The following is an 18,486-nucleotide window of genomic DNA, read 5'->3' as shown; positions in this document are numbered from 1 at the left end:
AAAATTATTACAGTAAATTATTAATCTAAAAAATCAATTAATTCCTTTTTCATTTCATCATCAATAGTTCGGTATCGCGCGAATGCTTTACTACCTTCCTTATGACCGCTCAATGAAGCAACCAGATTTGGGTCTTTTACCTTTTTGTAAATATTTCCAATAAAACTACGTCTTGCCATGTGAGAAGATGCCAATTCATTCAAAGGTTTTTGAACTTCTTCTCTGGTTTGCTGATCCAGAACAGTAACCATTCTAGTTAAACCTGCTCGTAGAAATGCGGTTTTAATTTTTAAATTATAGTCTTGTTCGGTATTGTATGGAAATAAAGTTTTTCTATCTTCATTTCTATATTTTTCAATTAAATTTTTAGCAGTTTTGTTCAACGGAACTCGAACTGTAATTGCTCTATCTTCTCTGGTTTTTCGCGGTATATATTCAATACATTCTTCTTTGATACTATTATAAGTAAATTTTAAAAGGTCGCTTACTCTACAACCCACCAAACATTGAAAAACAAAAATGTCCCGTTGAGTTTCCAACTCAATATCATCAGATAAATCTGTATTCAATAATTTGTTTCGCTCTTCATTATTAATATAAATTGGCGTACCGTAAACTATCTCTCCAATAGCAAATTTTTTAAAGGCATCTTGCGTTGTGTAGTCATTAATATTAGCCCATTTGATAAAACTTCGGAATCTTTGTAATATATCTGCCACAGAATTTTTCCCTCGTTCTCTTGGCGTTCCTTTTGGAATTTCGTTACCGTCTTTATCTAAATTAGGTGGGCGTTTTCTTGGTACAGTTTTAACCGCTATTTTAGACGAATATGGAATAATATCATATATTTCAGGATATTTAAGAAATACTTCTTTTTCATTTCCTAAAAAACCTTCAATTTCCTGCAGTACTTCTAAAGTTATATTTGAAAATGAAAGTCTAAATTTTCGATTAGATTCTTTGCTTTTAAAAAGTTCAAATCTTTTTAAACTTCTAATGATAACTCTAAAATTTTTCTTTCTTGATTCTGAAAGTTTGTGAACAGTCAGATATTTTTCCATGAAATCAAAAAATGACTCCTCTTTTGGCGCAATGGTTTTAACGGACGGTTTGTGAATTTTTTTTATTTCCCTTTCAAGAGAAGTTTTATTAATTGAATTTTTATCTACAGAAGTATTTATTATTTTTTCGAGGTGGTCGGTCAAAGATTTTAATGTTGAACGTTTTTCAAGTAACATTTCACGTTCGTCGCCAATGATCAGAGGAACATTAATTTCGTTTTTCTTACCCCAACGTTTTCTGTCAACCCAAATTCCAGAATTTACACGAATGCGAATATCTCGTGAAACATATAATCTCATACTTATTTCAGAATCACCTGCACGATTAGTGCTTTTTCCTAAATAGAAATTTGTCTGCGCCATAAACCAAAATTTGATTTTACAAACATATAAAACAAATGTGAAAAAACTGGTTTTCCGTGTCCGCAATTTGTCCGCAAATTCTAAAAACTATCAAAAAAGGTTAAAAACAATTGCAATCGAAAACGATTGAAATTGATTGCAACACCCTATTAAACAACCAGTTATCTATTAAAAACGAATTATTATAATTGTATTAGTTTTGGCACAATAGAACCGGCACCGGGTACTAAAAACCTCTGTTAATCATAGATTAATAGAGGTTTTTTCTTTTTAAATAATTTCTTAATTTTCTTCTTTACCCAAGAAATCTTCAAAAATTTTATTGGTTTCTTGGTTTTCAGAAAGTTCGAGAAGTGATCGATTCACATTGTGAGTTAGTTTACTGTTTTTTGGAAAAGCAAAACCATAACCTTGTTTGTAATATTCTGCTTTCGCCATTTCAAAATCTTCATCTTCATGATTTTTTAAATAATACATTAATTGGGGTCGATCATAAACGATTGCATCTACTTTTTTATTTTTTAATTTTTCAATCGCGTCGTTCAAAGTTAATACTGTAACAACTTTTATGTTGTATTCTTGAAGAAATTCTATAGACGGTGATCCAGAAATAGTGACCACTTTTTTTCCGTTAAGTTGTTCAATGTTGTTAATAGAAACACCTTGCAAATTTGAAAAAGTTAAAACACTTGCAATTCCTGCTATCATTGATGTTGCAGAAATTATAGAAACTACCATCCAAGTTCCGGCAATAATTCTACCTGTCAAAGTTATGGGTGCTCTATCTCCATAACCAGTTGTACTCATAGTAACAATTGCGAGCCAGATTCCGTTTCCTATACCTTTTGCTGGATTTGAGGGAAATTGTTCGGGTGAAGCTTTTCTTTCAGCGAGCCAAAATAAAGTTCCAACTATGGTTAAAATAATTAGAAAAATTCCAATTGCAATAATTAATTTATAGCTGAAAAGCAGTTTAACCAAATTCCATAAACTAAAATTTCCTTTTTGATAAACGATTGCCAAACTCGACTGATAAAAAGGTTGTGAGAAACGGAAATTTTCTACTCTTTGAGAAGTGATTGTTATCGGACCAACTAAAACATCTAATTTGCCTTCATTTAAACTTTGTAAAGCATCTGGGACAGATTTGAAATTTTCATATTTAAAATTCCAATTTTGTTCAGCTGCAATCTTTTCCCAAATTTCTACAGAAATTCCTTCTGGAGCAGAACTATTTTGTTGAGTAAAATAAAAGGGTGCAGTTCCCGCAACGCCAACTCGAAGTGTATCTTTAGAAACATTTGAATTTAAAGATTGAGCATTAAAATTCGTGAAACTTAGATAAAAAAGAATTAAAGTGAAGATTGTTTTGAATAATTTTGGAATCATAAAATGTGTTCTGAAATACTAAATTTAAAAATGTTTCGGAATTACATCAAATTTAATTCCGAAAAAAGAAATTTAAAATTATGATAATTTTCTTTGTTTACTATTTGTAATGCTGAAAAATACCAAAATCACTCGCCGTCCAAAGTGCGGCTTTTTGCCCCGCAGCTTTTAAACCATTGTTCGTCCAAGTATTGCAAGTGTAGAGAAAGCTGTAACTTCCTTTTGCTTCATAGAAAGCATCATTTTCTCCATAAACTGCATTTGTTGGGATTAAAATATTATTTCTAAAAGGATTTTTATCAAATTTTTTATCGATAAATTTTATTAAATCTGAATATTGATTTTTAGTTAATAAAATTCTTTTACAATCTTTTCCTTCTTTCATTTCATTGTAATAAGTGCAATGCATTGCAGATTCTCCGAGCCAAAAAGCAGCATAAAATGCTGTGGAAAATTTCAATTGCGACCAAGTTGGAGTATCTAAATAAAAACCTTTATCGCCCCATCCAATTCCTAAATATTTAAAATTTTCAGCTTCTGATTTTGTGTTTTGAAAAGGGATTTTCTGGCTCCAATCGATTTGTGCCGTTTTTACCGGAACAACCAAATCTGTATGAACGCCATTTGTACATATGTAAATTGGAATATTTGCAGTTTCTGTAGTTGTTTTTTTTGGAACTTCTATGTTAGGTAAAGCTAAAGCTAAAAACACATAAAGCAGAACTATCCCTAAAATTACACCGATTGCTTTGAGTAAATTTTTTAGTATTTTTTTTATCATTTTTTAAATTTTAATTTTACATAGGTATATTTCCGTATTTTTTCTTATTTATCATTCTGTAGGAATCTCAACTTCTTAGATTTCTACAGAATGACAAAATACTGTTTAAAAATTATTTAATAAGTGTAACATTTTTTTAATTTTTATTAATCTTCACTTAAAAATTTAATATTTCTTTCCAGACCTGCAAATTTGGTTCTTTTTACAGGCGATTTTCTAAATATTTCAGAAAATAATTCCTGATTAATTTCTTGCCAATCATTTTTCCTAAAATCTTTTAAATAAGAATTTGGTTGAAATTTTTCCTGCTTATTTGGGAGTGAAAACCGATTCCAAGGACAAACATCTTGACAAATATCGCAACCAAACATCCAATCTTCCATTTTATCTTTGAAATGTGCGGGAATTTCATTTTTTAATTCGATTGTGGCATAAGATATACATTTGCTTCCATCAATAATTTTATCAGAAATGATGGCGTCGGTTGGACAAGCGTCTATACATTTTTTGCAAGTTCCGCAATGATCGGTAGTTTCGTGATCTTCCATTAAATCTAAATCACAAATAATTTCTGCTAAAAAATAGAAAGATCCATTTTGTTTAGTAATTAAATTGGCATTTTTCCCTACCCAACCAATTCCAGATTTTCTCGCCCAAGCTCGCTCTAAAACTGGTGCAGAATCTACAAATATTCTAAATTCAAAATCTCCGATTTCCTCTTGTAATTCTTTAACTAAATCTTTTAAAATACTTTTAATAATCTCATGGTAATCTTCGCGATAAGCGTATTTCGAAATTTTAAAATTATCTAAAGTTTCAATTTTTTCTTCAGGAAAATAGTTGTAAGACAAAGAAATTACAGATTTAGAACCTTCGACAAGCAGAGTTGGATTGAGTCTTTTATCAAAATAATTTTCCATGTATTGCATTTCTCCGTGGTAATTATTTTTCAACCATTTTTCCAGGTTTTTTGCATCCTCTTCTAAAAATTCAGCTTTTGAAATACCACAAGATTGAAAGCCAAATTTATCCGCTTTCAATTTTATTAATTCTGAATATTTTTGTCTGTTCTGCAGCATCTGAATTCTTTGTAGATAAAGGAATTTTTGTAAATTTGTTTTGTATCAATACAAAAATACATTTAAAAAAAATATAATGACATTATCAGAAGTTTTAGAAAGTGGAAATTACCATTTAATCGATGTTCGCGAAGAAATGGAACTACAAATGGATGGTGAAATAGAAAATGCACAAAATATTCCTTTAGGAGAAATTGAAGACAGAAAGGAGGAAATTATCAATTTAGATGGACCAAAAGTTTTCTTTTGCCGAAGTGGAAATAGAAGCGAAAAAGCGACACAATTTTTTAAAAATGAAGGATTGACTGATGTTTATAATGGAGGAGGTTTTGAAGTCTTGAAAGCGTCTCTTGCATAATATTTTTTTCATTTTCTCTCGCAGATTTTCCAGATGACGTAGATTCTAAGTATTTTGAAACCGTACTTTCTGCAAAATCTGTGAGAAAATTATTTTTTAAAATTTAGAAAAATCCGAAGAATTAAATTCTTCTAAAAGATTTTCAAAGACTTTTTCTACGGGTAAAATTTCTGAAATTAAAGCAGAAACTTGCCCGATTTCTAATTCACCTTCTTCTAAATCTCCTTCAAACATACCACGTTTTGCACGAGCTCTTCCGAGAGTTTCTTTTAAAGCTTCTTTATTTCTGCCACTTTCATAAAGATTCTCCAAAGAATTATAAAAATTATTTTTTACCATTCTTACAGGCGCTAATTCTTTTAAAGTTAAATGTGTGTCACCTTCGTTTAATTCTGTAATTTTATTTTTCCAAGTTTCATGGGAACTTGCTTCTTCTGTTGCCGCAAAACGAGAACCTATTTGAACTCCATCTGCGCCTAAAATCATCGCTGCTTTCATTTGAGAACCAAGTGCAATTCCACCTGCTGCAATCAACGGTTTTGAAATATTTTTTCTCACATTTGGAATTAAACAAAATGTAGTGGTTTCATCTCTTCCATTGTGACCTCCTGCTTCGAAACCTTCTGCTACAACTGCATCTACATTTGCTTCCTCACATTTTATAGCAAACTTAGTAGAAGAAACAACGTGCGCCACTTTGATTCCTTCTTTTTGTAAAATTTCTGTGTAAGTTTTTGGATTTCCTGCTGAAGTAAAAACAATTTTAATTTTCTCTTCTAAAATTATTTTAAATATTTCTTCTAAATTTGGATAAAGCATGGGAACATTTACACCGAAAGGTTTTGAAGTTGCCAATTTACATTTCTGAATATTTTCACGCAAAATATCTGGATACATACTTCCGGCGCCAATTAATCCTAAACCGCCGCAATTAGAAACGGCAGAAGCCAACTTCCAACCAGAATGCCAAATCATTCCACCTTGAATTATAGGATATTTTATTTGAAATAAATTGGTGATTTTATTTTCTTGACTTTCTTTCATCTTTTTGGCTATACCAAAATCTATAAAACTACTCATAGCGTAAAAATAAGAAAAAGTTGTGAAGTTGAAGTTGTGAAATTTTAAACAAAAAAAATCTCTGAAAAAACCAGAGATTAAATATTTTTATTTTGCTACTTCTTTCTTGAAATTAGTTTTAAAATCGCAATCGTCATAGCGTTTATTTAGTGAAATGAAGGTTTTTGGAATTTCTTCATTAATCCATTTTTCTACCATTTCGTTTTTCTTTTTAGTCAGCGCCAATTCTTTTATACGATCATAATCTGTAGAAATATCTAAACGATGAGCTCCAATTACATCTTCTACTTTTATAAGAGAAACTACTTTTCTATCATTTAATTCATCTTCAAAAACATCCGTTAAATCACCTTTATTTACTCCTGCAGTTTGGTACGCAATATTTGCAGGTAAAGATGTTTTTTCTATTTTATCACCGTCTTGCCCGGAAATTATTCCACCGCTAAATTTTGTATTTTTATTATCCGAAAATCTGAAAGCTGCATTTTTAAAAGTAATTTCGCCAGAAGTAATTAAAGTTTTAATACTGTCTAATTTCTTTTTTGCCACTGCAATTTCTTCTGCATCCGGAACTGCTTTTAATAAAATATGACGTGCATCGTATTGTTTCCCAGATTTTTTAACTAACTGAATAATATGAAAACCAAATTCTGATTCTACCGGATCAGAAATTTCACCTTCTTGCAAATTTAGTGCAGTTGCTTCAAAAGCTTTTACCATTTTACCACGGGAAATATTTTTATAAAGTCCACCATTTTTTGCAGAACCAGTATCTTCAGAATAAATTCTGGCTTCGTTTTCAAAACTTTCACCATTAAGAATATCCTGTTTTATTTTTTTTAATTTGTTTATTAATTCTTGTTTGTGAGCTTCAGTTAGTTTCGGGTATAAACTTATTTCTGCCAAAGTAACTTCGTCTTTTACTTCTGGTAATTGAGATTTGTAAAGATTATAAAAATCTGTAACTTCATTTGGTGTCACATCTGCTTTTTCCGTAATTCTTCCATATTTTGCTTGACCATAATATTGATCGGTATCAATTTTTATAATGGCATTTTTCATTTCATAAGCTGTTCTAAATTTATAAGCAGCAAGCATAGATTTTTCATCTGGAAATTGAGATAATATTGATGAAAATTTACTATTCGCGTTTTCTCTAATTACAGAAGAACGGTCTTCAATTAAGGTATCTTTTTTTGCTTGATAAATGAGAAGTTTGTTTCCAATCATTTTTTCTAAAAATGTACATTTATCAGAAACGTTTTCGCCTTGTTGTTTCGCGTAATTTAATTGTTCTTGAATATCTGATTCTAAAACAATTTCATTTCCCACAACTGCAGAAATTCCGTCAACTAATTGACCTGGTTTTAGTTGCGCCGAAAATTGCGCTGATCCTAAACCAAGGAAAAACACGAAAAATAAATATTTTATACCGTTTGTCATTATCTCTTATTAAATAAGTTGCAAATTTATAATTCTAATTGAATTAAGCTTTATATTTTATTATAATTATTTCTTAAAGTTTTTCTCTAAGTCTTTTAAAAATTCTGGTTGTACCACAATTTTTGTTTTAGCACGTTGCGTTGCAATAATAGAATTTAATTGTTCTTCTGTAACATTATCTTTCAAATATTCTTCAGCATCTTTTTCTGACATTTGAGAAGGAGGTAAAATTTCATCTATCGCAATTACTAAAGTTTTTGGTCCCATTTTAGTGGTGAAAACTCCTTTTTCAAAAGGCACTTTATATTTTGTGAAAACTTCTGCAGTTTTAGACATTTCACCATTTTCAAAATTAATTAAATCTTGGTTTTTATCATTCTTTTTACCTTCATATTTTTTCTTTAAAGTATCCCAGTTTTTAGCATCGGCTATTTCTTTTGAAATTGTTTTTGCTAAATTTTCATCATTAAAAATTGCAACTCTTCCTTCTGCTCTACTTTCCCAAATATATTTGCTTTTATTTTTATTATAATATTCTGTAAGCCATTCTGGATGGGATTTTATTTCACTTTTCAACCAATTAGAAAATATAAATTCTGAATAAAGATTTCTTTTTGCAGATTCTAATTCTGGTTTTACATCTTTTCTATTATTAAAATCTTTTGCATAAGAATTGTAAATAAACTGTGAATTAATGATGTTTAATAAATCTTTCCATTCTTCTGGTTTTAATTTATCGGCATCTTTTACTTTTTCATTCAATAATTTTTTTAGATCATCTACACTAAGATTGTGATTATTATAAGAATATAAAATAGTTGCTGGTTTTTTTTCGGCCATTAAATTGGCGTAGGATTTTTGCACATTTTTGTACTCTGCTTTTTCCTTATAAGTGGGTTGTTTTTTTAAATATTCTATTAAGTTTTTCTGAACTAAATCTGCATAAGAAGATTTCATCATTTCAGCCTTAAAGAATTCTTTATTTTTTGCATCCAAAATATAAGGTGTAAGAGAATAAATATTAAAAATAAAATATTTATCTGCAACTAAAACCGCATCAGAATATTCACCCGCTTTTTTGTCTTTAAGTGCGGCATAAACTTCATCTGGCAAAGTTGGAGAACCCATTACTAAACCACCATTATTTTTCTCTGAATCAGATGAACCGTATAATTTTGCAACTTCAGGAAATTTCTTACCACTTTTTAAAGCTGTTAAAATATCGGCTTTCATTTTTTCTGCATTGGCATCATTTGGAAAAGAAATAGTGCCAAAAATTAAATATCCTAAACTCGGACGACTATCTAAAAGTTCCGCAAAAGCAACAACTTTGGAAGTTTGATATAATTTTGTGAAACCGTTTTTGGGTAAATTTTTAATTTCAGAATACATTTCATTATCCATCGTTCCAGGTTTTACATAAAATGCTTTTGCTGGTTTTTTCATGTATTCTTTGATGGCTTCTTCAATCGTAATTTTGCCAGATTTTACATCATTATAAATTGTATTGTAATCTGTCTTATCTTCTGGCGTCAATTCTTTAATAAAAACCAAAACTTTTTTTTCTGTTTTATTATCTGTAATAAATTCATTTAATAAAGGTTCGGTAACTGCGGTTGGCAAAAATAATTTTTCACGTAATTCTCTTTCTCTATCTGCCATAGAATTTTTAAAAGAAGACAAAGTATCTGCTTTTTTTTCTTTTGCAAATTGCTGTAAAAGATAAAAATCTTGAGTTGTTTTAATGGTTTTTTCAACTCCAGAATTTTGAAGCCCATATAAATTATCTTTTTTAAAATCTGCTAAAGAAATACTGTCTTTCCCAATAATCATAAATTGAGCAAAGCAAAAAGTATTTACAAATACCAACAGTAAAAAAGCGCTTAATTTTTTCATTAATGTTTTATTTTTATAAAGCAACTTCAAAAGAAGTTAAATTCTTAAAATCGTTAATTCTGTTTTTTAAATCTTCATTTGTAACAGTTTCTAAGCGTTCTGTTCCAAATTTTTCTACTGTAAATGACGCCATTGCAGAACCAACAATTATTGCGGCTTTCATATTTTCAAAACTAAAATCACCAGTTTTTGCAAGATGCGCTCCAAAACCTCCCGCGAAAGTATCTCCCGCTCCTGTGGGATCAAATACAACTTCTAAAGGTAAAGCTGGAATTGAGAAAATTTTACCTTCATGGAAAAGTAATGCGCCGTGCTCTCCTTTTTTAATAATTACATATTTCGGTCCTAATGTATGGATTTTCTGAGCTGCTTTTACCAAAGAATATTCTCCAGAAAGTTGTCTCGCTTCTTCATCATTAATAGAAATTACATCAGTTTTTGCAATCATTTCCATTAAAATACCCCAAGCTGAATCCATCCAAAAATTCATGGTATCTAAAATAACCAATTTTGGTTTATTTTTCATTTTTTCCAACACAGAAAGTTGAACACCTGGATGAAGATTTCCCAATAATAAAACTTCTGCATCTTGCATAGAATCCGGGATCTTTGGATCAAAATGTTCTAAAACATTTACTTCCGTTACCAAAGTATCTCTAGAATTTAAATCATTGTGATATTTACCGCTCCAAAAAAAAGTTTTTCCTTCTTTTACGATTTCAATTCCTTCAATGTTTATTTTTCTATTTGAAAGCATATCTAAATCCGCCTGCGGAAAATCTCCACCAACAACAGAAACAATTCCAGATTCTACACCCAAAACGGAAGAAGCTAAAGTAATGTAGGTTGCAGCACCGCCTAAAATTTTATCTGTTTTTCCGAAAGGAGTTTCTATGGCGTCGAAAGCGACACTTCCTACTACTAATAATTTCATAATCTATTTAATCTAAATTTATTTATTTTCCACCCCTTAAATATGGGTTAAATTTTATTTCTGTTTTTTTGTTGTGTTCTATTTCCATTTAAAAGTATCAATCAAATGCAGCATATCTTTTTTAATATATTCCACTGCAGGAGCAAGAGAATCAGGTTTCGGGCGAGAATTAAAATAGAGATTTGCCGTAACAAAATGTTTGGTAGAATCTGTCACATAAAACTGAACATTCGACGCAGTTGGACCTTGTAATTCATAAAAATTGCCGTAAACTTTCTTTTCTGGATAACTAAAAGATTTTGTGTCTATAGAACTTGCTTTAATTGTATGTTCGTAAACTAATTTCTCTGCTTCTTTTACATGCAACGCAAAATCATTGTGAATGGGAAAATAAGTAAGAAATATCTTGGCTTTCATTTTGGGATAATTGATATAAAACCAACATGATTGTTTTGCGTTTTGCATCTCCGCAAAAGTAGAATAATCAAAAGAATAAGCACAATCTGAATTAAAACTTTGATATTTATGTGCAGGATATTCTAAACGCAATTCTCCACTTGGTTTCGGCAATGGATCTTTCCCACAAGAACTGAGAATTAAGATGAAGCAAACAAAATATATGTTTTTAAACATTCGGCAAAAATAGTGATTTTTTTAATTCTAAAGTTTTGATTTTCATTTAGAATAATTCCGCTTGGAAATCTTCTTTCTTCTCCATTTTTTCTAAATAACTTTGCAAAGGTTTTGGAAAAGATTTCTGTTTGGATTCTTCAAAATCTGAAATTTCAAAATTAGTTTCTTTCGCATATTTTTTAAATATTTTTAAATCCGGACATTGAACATCATTTATTGTAATTTTTAAATTTTTATGCGTCAATTTATGTGAAATTAAAGTTGATCGTCTAATATATTTATTTATATTTTCTGAGATTTCTGTAGGAAACTCATACAATTTCTTCCAAATAAAATCATCTTTCCTCTGTTGAATTAAAAACTCTCCTTTATAATTAATAAAAAAATAATTCAATTCTAAATCTGTGACTTTCGTTTTTTTAGTTTTTACTGGGTAATTATTAATTGTTCCCGACTTAAAAGCAAGACATTCTTCATTAAAAGGACAAGCTTCACAAAAGGGATTTTTAGGTTTGCAAATTTCTGAACCCAAATCCATCATCGCTTCATTAAAATTACCTATATGATATTCAGGCATCATCAGAAGCGCCAATTCTGAAAAGTATTGAAAAGCATTTGTTCTTGAAACATCGAAATCGTCTGCAAAAAGACGAGACAAAACACGATAAAAATTTCCATCAACTGCAGGAAACTTTTGTTCAAAAGCGATACTTGCAATTGCAGCTGCAGTATATTTACCAACACCTTTTAAACTTAAAATTTCTGTATAATTTTCGGGGAATTTTCCATTGAAATCAAGCATTATTTGTTTAGCAGCTTTGTGCAAATTAATAGCGCGGGAATAATATCCAAGTCCTTTCCAATATAATAAAACTTCATCTTCATTTGCTTCTGCAAGATTTTTAACATTTGGGAATTTCTCTACAAACTTCAAATAGTGATTTAAGCCTTGTTTTACTTGAGTTTGTTGTAGAAGTATTTCACAAATCCAAATTTTATAGGGATCTTTTGTTTTCCGCCAAGGTAAATCTCGAGAATTTAACTTAAACCAATTTAATAATTTTATACCAAGATGTAGAAAATCAGGCTTTTGTTTTTTAGTTTTCAAAAATAAGTTTTATATTTGCACACCAAAAATATAAACAAAAAAGGAAATGACAAAGGCAGAATTGGTAAACACCATATCAAATAAATTAGGCGTAGAGAAGAATGACACGCAGAAAGTAATAGAAGCTTTCATGCAAGAAATTAGAACATCTATGTATAATGGTGATAATGTGTATCTTAGAGGTTTTGGTTCTTTTATTATTAAAACAAGAGCAGCAAAAACGGGTAGAAATATTTCTAAAAATACTGCCATTGAAATCCCAGCTCACAACATACCCGCTTTTAAACCTTCCAAAACTTTCGTAGAGAAGATTAAAGTAAAAGTACCAGTAAAATAAATAAAATTTAAACTTATAAATAACAGAAAATTATGCCAAGCGGAAAAAAAAGAAAGAGACATAAAGTAGCGACTCACAAAAGAAAAAAAAGAAGAAGAGCTAATAGACACAAGAAAAAATAGGCTTTTCTTAAACCATATATTAATATAGTTAATGTAAATTTGCTAAAAATTTCTTTAACTATATTTTTGTTTTAAACCTACTTTGTTTAACAAAAAACTCTCAAAAATTATCTGATTTTTTATCGATGAAGAAAGAACTGATCATATCACATGAAGAAGAATATACTAAAATTGCCCTTTTAGAGGATGGTCGACTTTTAGAACTTCATGAAGAAGAAGTGAAAAGTGATTTTGTGGTAGGAGATCTTTTTTTAGGTAAAGTAAAAAAATTGGCGCCCAATCTTAATGCCGCTTTTGTAAATATCGGCTATGATAAAGATGCATTTTTGCATTATCAAGATTTGGGACCAGAATATCTTACTTATTCTAGTTTTTTAAAAAACGTAATTACTAAAAAACTGGAAAACCCAAGTTTAAAAAATTTCCCACTGGAAAAAGAGATTTTAAAAACTGGTGTTATAGATAAAGTTTTAGCAAAGGACGACACCGTTTTATTGCAAATTACAAAAGAACCTATTTCTACAAAAGGTCCGAGAATTTCTACACAAATTTCACTTACAGGAAGGTTTTTAGTCTTAATTCCTTTCGATACCAAAGTTTCTATTTCCAAAAAAATAGAAAATTCTGAAGAGAAAACACGTCTCAAAACTTTAATTGAAAGCATAAAACCTGAAGGTTTTGGAGTTATCATTAGAACCGTTGCAGAAGGAAAAAAAGTGGCGGAACTTCATAATGACATGAACCAATTGGTTCAAAAATGGGACACAACTTTCAAAAATATTCAAAAAGCAAAAGTTCCCTCCAAAATTTTAAGTGAAGAAGACAAAGCTTCTTCTATTTTGCGGGATAACTTTAATGCTGATTTTGTAAGTATTATTTGCGACGATGAGCAAATGGTTTCGGATATGAAAAATTATCTAGAAGTCATTGCACCAGAACGCAAAAATATCGTTCAATTTTACGATTCTCACATTCCTTTAATGGAATATTACAACGTTGAAAAACAATTGAAACAAAGTTTTGGAAAGCATGTAAATATTCCAAGTTCAAAAGGTGCGTATCTTGTAATAGAACATACAGAAGCGCTTCACGTGATAGACGTAAATTCTGGAAACAATATTAATTCTGGAAAATCTGGCAATAAAGAATACGCTCTTTTCGTAAATAAAATGGCAGCGACAGAAATTGCGCGACAATTGCGCCTTCGTGACATGGGTGGAATAATTGTGGTAGATTTTATTGATATGATTGACGCAAATCACCGAAGAGAACTATTTGATCATTTGAAGGAAGAAATGTTAAGAGATAAAGCCCGTCATAAAATTTTACCGCCGAGCAAATTTGGTTTAATCCAAATTACGAGACAAAGAACACGTCCAGAAAAAGTAATTAAAACCAAGGAAGATAATCCGAACGAAAATGGTGAAATTCTTGCGCCAATTGTGATTGTAGAACGTATGGAAGAAACTATTCGTAATATAATGCAAAACCAAAAAGGCAAACTTTATCTGCATGTGCATCCTTTTGTAGAAGCTTATCTTACCAAAGGAATTATGAGCATCCAGACAAAATGGTATTTAAAATATAAAAAATGGGTGACTGTAATTCCCCGAGATTCTTTCAAATATTTGGAATATAAACTTCTCAATAGCGAAAAAAAAGAATTAGTCAGTTATTCTAATTAAATCTTGTAATTGAAAAAGTTATAATTTTTTTATTTTGCCTTCTAAGCAGACAGTCACAGGCTCACTTTATTAAAACCCTTTTTAACAAAGGGTTTTTTCTATTTAACATCTCTTATTTTCCAATTAACCACAATTAAATATTATTAAGAAAAGATATAAAAAGGATACAAAATGTATTTTTACTGGAATAATTTTAATTTTTTCTTTTTTAATTTTAAATCAAATGCCGTAATTTTACAATATGCAACTATTTGGTAGAGGTTTATTAGAGAAGATAAAAAAAGCAAAATTAGCCGGAGAAAATGCACACGCAATTTATTCACCGCCATATCGCAACATTTTAACAGAAGATGAAATTTTAAAAAATAGTCCAAAACTCGCTGCTGTAAATATTTTACTTTATTTAAAAAATAATAAATGGTATTTTCCATTAATTGTGAGAAGTAAAAACGAACGCGACCGACACAGCGGACAAATTTCTTTTCCCGGCGGAAAAAAAGAAGATTTTGATCAAAATTTTTCTCAAACTGCAAAACGAGAAACTTCGGAAGAAGTGGGAATTGATGAACATTATATCAGAATAATCCGTGAACTTTCCTCTATTTATATTCCACCGAGTAATTTTTATGTTCACGCTTTTGTGTCTTATACCAAGAAAAATCCAGATTTTATTTTACAAGAAACTGAAGCGGTAGATTTAATAGAATTTCCTGTAGAATCTTTATTAAATTTAACAGAAAAACCAAAAATGAAAATCTTAAATTCTTCCCGTGGAGTGGAAGTTCCGGTAATTGATTTTAATGGCCATCAAATTTGGGGTGCAACTTCAATGATATTAAGCGAATTCAGTTTATTGTTAAAAAATATGTAAATTTGCGGGTAATTTCAATTGATTAATGGCGAAGAAAAACATATTTACAGACGCTTTCGGAAATCTTTATTTTCTCAAAAGGCTCATAATTTTTGTTTTGGGAATGATTTCCTACAGAAGATTTAATGGTTTCAATAAACTTATAATTTCTGGGACAGAAAACTTGGTAGATTTACCAGACAGCAATGTTTTATTTGTCTCTAATCACCAAACTTATTTTGCCGATGTCGCAGCAATGTACCACGCTTTTTGCTCGGTAAATAATGGCTATTTAAATTCAATAAAAAATCCAATTTATTTATTAAATCCTAAGGTTGATTTTTACTACGTCGCCGCAGAAGAAACGATGAATAAAGGATTGCTTTCTAGAATATTTAAATTAGCCGGCGCAATAACCGTGAAAAGAACTTGGCGCGCAGAAGGACACAATGTGAACCGAATGGTAGATTTAACAGAAGTTGAAAACATTATGAAAGCTTTGGATAATGGTTGGGTAATTACTTTTCCACAAGGTACAACTTCAGCTTTTGCGCAAGGCAGAAAAGGAACGGCGAAATTGATAAAAAATCAAAAACCGATTGTCATTCCTATAAAAATAAATGGTTTCAGAAGAGCTTTTGATAAAAAAGGTTTGAAGATTAAAGTAACCGGCGTAAAACCAACAATGGAATTTAAAAAACCACTAGACATTGATTACGAAAACGATAATTCACAAGCGATTTTAGAAAAAATTATGTATTCTATTGAGCAGAGCGACTGTTTTAATGTTTTGCACGAATATGAAACCGAATTGAAAGCCAAAAAAGCAGATTGTAAAACTGAAAAACTTCCTTAGATTTTTTTAAAAAATTGGAAGAAAAGTAAAAGTACAATCGAATATTTAAAATAAAAAATCAGGTCATTTTGAAAACTCATTTCATTGCAATTGGCGGAAGCGCAATGCACAATTTAGCCATTGCTCTTAAAGAAAAAGGATATTTTATCACAGGTTCGGACGATGCTATTTTTGAACCTTCAAAATCTCGACTCGCGAAAAAAAATATTTTACCTGAAGAATTGGGTTGGTTTCCAGAAAAAATCACCAAAGATTTAGATGCTGTTATTCTTGGAATGCACGCAAGAGAAGATAATCCCGAACTTTTAAAAGCAAAAGAATTAGGATTAAAAATATATTCTTATCCAGAATTTTTATATGAACAATCGAAAAATAAAACGCGCGTTGTAATTGGCGGTTCTCACGGGAAAACCACGATAACTTCGATGATTTTACACGTTCTAAATTTCCACCAAAAAGATATCGATTATATGGTCGGAGCGCAATTGGAAGGTTTTGATTGTATGGTGAAAATTACAGACGAGAATGATTTTATGATTTTGGAAGGCGATGAATATTTGTCATCACCAATCGATTTGCGTTCCAAATTCTTACTTTATTTACCAAATATTGCTTTACTTTCCGGCATTGCTTGGGATCATATTAATGTTTTTAAAACCTTTGATGATTACATTGAGCAGTTTAGAAAATTTGTTGCGAGCATAATTCCGGGTGGCGTTTTGGTTTATAATGAAGAAGACGAAGAAGTCGTAAAAGTTGTAGAAAATTCAAACAACTTTTTTCGAAAAATTCCTTACAAAACACCAGATTATAAAATTTCCGACGGCAAAGTTCTTTTAAAAACAAATATGGGCGAAATTCCATTGTCGGTTTTTGGGAAACATAATTTGCTTAATCTTGAAGGTGCAAGATTTATTTGCCAACAATTGGGAATTATGGAAGAAGAATTTTATGAAGCGATTATGAGTTTTAAAGGCGCTTCTAAACGCTTGGAAAAAATTGAACGAAAAGATAGCGGAACTTTATACAAAGATTTTGCACACGCTCCAAGTAAAGTAAAAGCTGTGGTAAAAGCCTTTTGCGAACAATTTCCTTCAGAAAAAAAATATGGTTTTTTAGAACTTCACACCTACTCTAGTTTGAATCCAGTTTTTTTAGAGCAATATGATTCTGCGTTGAACGGTTTGGATGAAGCAGTTGTTTTTTATTCTGAAGAAGCTTTAAAAATTAAAAGAATGGAGGCTATTTCCGAAGATTTCATTAAAGAAAAATTTAAAAATAAAGATTTGAAAGTCTTCACCAATGCGGAAAATTTACACCAATATTGGAATACTTTAGATAAAACAAAAGGTGTTTTTCTGATGATGAGTTCGGGAAATTTTGGAGGTTTGGATTTAGTAAATTAATTCAAATCACTAAAGAAATATTCTTATTTTTCGATTGGGTTAATTTGTAATTTTGTTTTTGGAAATTTACTTTTAATATAATTGCTTTTCACTTCATAATAATTTTTCGAACCTAAGTCCACATAATTTTTATTGAAGTTTCTATTTATTAGCATATCACTTTTATTTTTTTTTATTCCTACTACAGTATATTTAAAAAAATTATTTTTATCTTCAATTTCCATTATTAAACCTGGCAAACCTTTAAATTTATATGGCCCATTATTAAAAGGTAATTCAGTTGAATACCACGCAATCCATATTCTTCCACCAAAATTTGTTTTGGCTTTTGAGCATTTATAACCTAATATATTTTTCGTTTCATTAATAAGTTTCCATTTAAAATCTATATTGGGATATTCATATTTTAATTTTAATTTTATAAAATCATCCGCAAATAAATTAGTATTATTTTCATTGTTTTTATAAATAAATGTTGTTACAATTGGTTTGGGAACATCATCAAAATTTATTATACTGTTATTACTTTTATGAGCAATAAAAAAAGAATCTAATTCTTTTCTTGTAGAACTTTCAAATAGAGATTGTCTATTATCTATATAAAGAGATAACAAATCTGAAGATTTAGAATTAACATTAGTTGAGTCTGATTGAAATACAAATTTATAACTCACTATTAAAATTGGTGAAATTGAAATATTTTGGCTCTTTACAAAAATATTTATAAAGAACCAAAATATTAAAAAATACTTAATCTTCATAATTCATTATGTAAATTGAGTAATTTCTCTACCTGGACCGCATTCTCCGTACCACAACTCGTAAGCAGAATCAGTTGCGGCTTGTTGGTTAGGTTCATCATATATAAATGCAACTTTGTTTCCACAAATGGTAAACCAATACCAAAATTGAGGTGGATAAATTTTTTCATATTTCAAACTCATATCATTTGAAACATCCATAGAGTTAAACTTTCCAGTTTTAGCACTTAATAATCCTGCAAATCCAAAAGCTGATAATAAAATAATTTTTTTCATTTTTAAAAATTTTAGAGTTAAACAAAATTTTTGTTGCAAATAATTGTACACTTATTTTCAACCTTGTA

At 29.9% G+C, this 18,486-nt stretch carries 18 protein-coding genes; 6 read left to right on the top strand and 12 right to left on the bottom strand.

Translation table 11 applies throughout. The annotated features are described in order from the left end of the window. Positions 1-20: 20 nt before the first annotated feature. From ACN0WB_RS07305 to queG, 4 genes are all read right to left on the bottom strand, one after another. Positions 21-1,424 (bottom strand): site-specific integrase, encoded by a 1,404-nt coding sequence (locus ACN0WB_RS07305; RefSeq protein WP_417430337.1) that lies wholly within the window; start codon positions 1,422-1,424, stop codon positions 21-23. A gap of 282 nt (positions 1,425-1,706) precedes the next feature. Then, positions 1,707-2,813: a transporter substrate-binding domain-containing protein gene (locus ACN0WB_RS07300; RefSeq protein WP_417430336.1), complete on the bottom strand. Its 1,107-nt coding sequence runs from the start codon at positions 2,811-2,813 to the stop codon at positions 1,707-1,709. Between the two features lie 100 nt (positions 2,814-2,913). After that, positions 2,914-3,591: a TIGR02117 family protein gene (locus ACN0WB_RS07295; RefSeq protein WP_417430427.1), complete on the bottom strand. Its 678-nt coding sequence runs from the start codon at positions 3,589-3,591 to the stop codon at positions 2,914-2,916. Between the two features lie 149 nt (positions 3,592-3,740). Further along, the gene (gene queG / locus ACN0WB_RS07290) at positions 3,741-4,673 is read right to left on the bottom strand and encodes a tRNA epoxyqueuosine(34) reductase QueG (protein WP_417430334.1); all 933 of its coding nucleotides are present in this window, start codon (positions 4,671-4,673) and stop codon (positions 3,741-3,743) included. A gap of 76 nt (positions 4,674-4,749) precedes the next feature. On the opposite strand from queG, the gene ACN0WB_RS07285 reads away from it, so the two are divergent. Next, entirely contained in the window at positions 4,750-5,031 is a 282-nt protein-coding gene (locus ACN0WB_RS07285) for a rhodanese-like domain-containing protein (RefSeq protein WP_417430332.1), read from the top strand. Positions 5,032-5,127: 96 nt separating this feature from the next. Here ACN0WB_RS07285 and ACN0WB_RS07280 read toward each other — a convergent pair whose 3' ends face one another. The 6 genes from ACN0WB_RS07280 to mutY all read right to left on the bottom strand — a co-directional run bounded on the left by ACN0WB_RS07280 (position 5,128) and on the right by mutY (position 12,125). Continuing rightward, entirely contained in the window at positions 5,128-6,075 is a 948-nt protein-coding gene (locus tag ACN0WB_RS07280) for an NAD(P)H-dependent flavin oxidoreductase (RefSeq protein ID WP_417430330.1), read from the bottom strand. A 123-nt stretch (positions 6,076-6,198) separates the two neighbouring features. Then, complete coding sequence (locus ACN0WB_RS07275; protein ID WP_417430328.1) at positions 6,199-7,554, bottom strand: peptidylprolyl isomerase; 1,356 nt, start codon at positions 7,552-7,554, stop codon at positions 6,199-6,201. Positions 7,555-7,620: 66 nt separating this feature from the next. Then, on the bottom strand, positions 7,621-9,450 hold the full coding sequence (locus tag ACN0WB_RS07270) for a peptidylprolyl isomerase (protein WP_417430326.1): 1,830 nt from the start codon (positions 9,448-9,450) through the stop codon (positions 7,621-7,623). Between the two features lie 13 nt (positions 9,451-9,463). After that, positions 9,464-10,384 (bottom strand): PfkB family carbohydrate kinase, encoded by a 921-nt coding sequence (locus tag ACN0WB_RS07265; protein WP_417430325.1) that lies wholly within the window; start codon positions 10,382-10,384, stop codon positions 9,464-9,466. 78 nt (positions 10,385-10,462) lie between these two features. Next, positions 10,463-11,017, bottom strand: coding sequence for a gliding motility lipoprotein GldD (gldD, locus tag ACN0WB_RS07260; RefSeq protein WP_417430323.1), 555 nt, complete (start codon positions 11,015-11,017; stop codon positions 10,463-10,465). A gap of 46 nt (positions 11,018-11,063) precedes the next feature. Continuing rightward, complete coding sequence (mutY, locus tag ACN0WB_RS07255) at positions 11,064-12,125, bottom strand: A/G-specific adenine glycosylase (protein WP_417430321.1); 1,062 nt, start codon at positions 12,123-12,125, stop codon at positions 11,064-11,066. 46 nt (positions 12,126-12,171) lie between these two features. Here mutY and ACN0WB_RS07250 point away from each other — a divergent pair, with 46 nt between their 5' ends. The 5 genes from ACN0WB_RS07250 (at position 12,172) to ACN0WB_RS07230 (ending at position 17,381) form a co-directional block, all read left to right on the top strand. Next, positions 12,172-12,462, top strand: coding sequence for an HU family DNA-binding protein (locus ACN0WB_RS07250; protein ID WP_103914101.1), 291 nt, complete (start codon positions 12,172-12,174; stop codon positions 12,460-12,462). A gap of 247 nt (positions 12,463-12,709) precedes the next feature. Next, positions 12,710-14,269, top strand: a complete 1,560-nt coding sequence (locus ACN0WB_RS07245; RefSeq protein ID WP_417430318.1) for an Rne/Rng family ribonuclease — start codon at positions 12,710-12,712, stop codon at positions 14,267-14,269. A 241-nt stretch (positions 14,270-14,510) separates the two neighbouring features. Continuing rightward, positions 14,511-15,140, top strand: coding sequence for an NUDIX hydrolase (locus ACN0WB_RS07240; RefSeq protein ID WP_417430316.1), 630 nt, complete (start codon positions 14,511-14,513; stop codon positions 15,138-15,140). 25 nt (positions 15,141-15,165) lie between these two features. Continuing rightward, on the top strand, positions 15,166-15,975 hold the full coding sequence (locus ACN0WB_RS07235; RefSeq protein ID WP_417430314.1) for a lysophospholipid acyltransferase family protein: 810 nt from the start codon (positions 15,166-15,168) through the stop codon (positions 15,973-15,975). 68 nt (positions 15,976-16,043) lie between these two features. Beyond that, positions 16,044-17,381: a UDP-N-acetylmuramate--L-alanine ligase gene (locus ACN0WB_RS07230; RefSeq protein ID WP_417430312.1), complete on the top strand. Its 1,338-nt coding sequence runs from the start codon at positions 16,044-16,046 to the stop codon at positions 17,379-17,381. 23 nt (positions 17,382-17,404) lie between these two features. Here ACN0WB_RS07230 and ACN0WB_RS07225 read toward each other — a convergent pair whose 3' ends face one another. Further along, positions 17,405-18,142 carry a GLPGLI family protein gene (locus ACN0WB_RS07225; RefSeq protein WP_417430310.1) on the bottom strand — a complete coding sequence of 246 codons (738 nt, stop codon included), beginning with the start codon at positions 18,140-18,142 and terminating at the stop codon, positions 17,405-17,407. A 6-nt stretch (positions 18,143-18,148) separates the two neighbouring features. Then, positions 18,149-18,418, bottom strand: coding sequence for a hypothetical protein (locus tag ACN0WB_RS07220; protein WP_417430308.1), 270 nt, complete (start codon positions 18,416-18,418; stop codon positions 18,149-18,151). Positions 18,419-18,486 lie beyond the last annotated feature (68 nt).

The sequence above is a fragment of the Halpernia sp. genome (genome assembly GCF_048269545.1).
Lineage (GTDB): Bacteria > Bacteroidota > Bacteroidia > Flavobacteriales > Weeksellaceae > Halpernia.
The sequence above is the reverse complement of the archived record's forward strand: the minus strand, read 5'-3'. Positions and strand labels throughout refer to the sequence as shown.

Excerpts from the sequence above, each read along its gene's own strand:
- ACN0WB_RS07305 (WP_417430337.1), bottom strand. The coding sequence starts at position 1,424 with ATGGCGCAGACAAATTTCTATTTAGGAAAAAGCACTAATCGTGCAGGT.
- ACN0WB_RS07300 (WP_417430336.1), bottom strand. The coding sequence starts at position 2,813 with ATGATTCCAAAATTATTCAAAACAATCTTCACTTTAATTCTTTTTTAT.
- queG (WP_417430334.1), bottom strand. The coding sequence starts at position 4,673 with ATGCTGCAGAACAGACAAAAATATTCAGAATTAATAAAATTGAAAGCG.
- ACN0WB_RS07285 (WP_417430332.1), top strand. The coding sequence starts at position 4,750 with ATGACATTATCAGAAGTTTTAGAAAGTGGAAATTACCATTTAATCGAT.
- ACN0WB_RS07280 (WP_417430330.1), bottom strand. The coding sequence starts at position 6,075 with ATGAAAGAAAGTCAAGAAAATAAAATCACCAATTTATTTCAAATAAAA.
- ACN0WB_RS07275 (WP_417430328.1), bottom strand. The coding sequence starts at position 7,554 with ATGACAAACGGTATAAAATATTTATTTTTCGTGTTTTTCCTTGGTTTA.
- ACN0WB_RS07270 (WP_417430326.1), bottom strand. The coding sequence starts at position 9,450 with ATGAAAAAATTAAGCGCTTTTTTACTGTTGGTATTTGTAAATACTTTT.
- ACN0WB_RS07265 (WP_417430325.1), bottom strand. The coding sequence starts at position 10,384 with ATGAAATTATTAGTAGTAGGAAGTGTCGCTTTCGACGCCATAGAAACT.
- gldD (WP_417430323.1), bottom strand. The coding sequence starts at position 11,017 with ATGTTTAAAAACATATATTTTGTTTGCTTCATCTTAATTCTCAGTTCT.
- ACN0WB_RS07250 (WP_103914101.1), top strand. The coding sequence starts at position 12,172 with ATGACAAAGGCAGAATTGGTAAACACCATATCAAATAAATTAGGCGTA.
- ACN0WB_RS07245 (WP_417430318.1), top strand. The coding sequence starts at position 12,710 with ATGAAGAAAGAACTGATCATATCACATGAAGAAGAATATACTAAAATT.
- ACN0WB_RS07240 (WP_417430316.1), top strand. The coding sequence starts at position 14,511 with ATGCAACTATTTGGTAGAGGTTTATTAGAGAAGATAAAAAAAGCAAAA.
- ACN0WB_RS07235 (WP_417430314.1), top strand. The coding sequence starts at position 15,166 with ATGGCGAAGAAAAACATATTTACAGACGCTTTCGGAAATCTTTATTTT.
- ACN0WB_RS07225 (WP_417430310.1), bottom strand. The coding sequence starts at position 18,142 with ATGAAGATTAAGTATTTTTTAATATTTTGGTTCTTTATAAATATTTTT.
- ACN0WB_RS07220 (WP_417430308.1), bottom strand. The coding sequence starts at position 18,418 with ATGAAAAAAATTATTTTATTATCAGCTTTTGGATTTGCAGGATTATTA.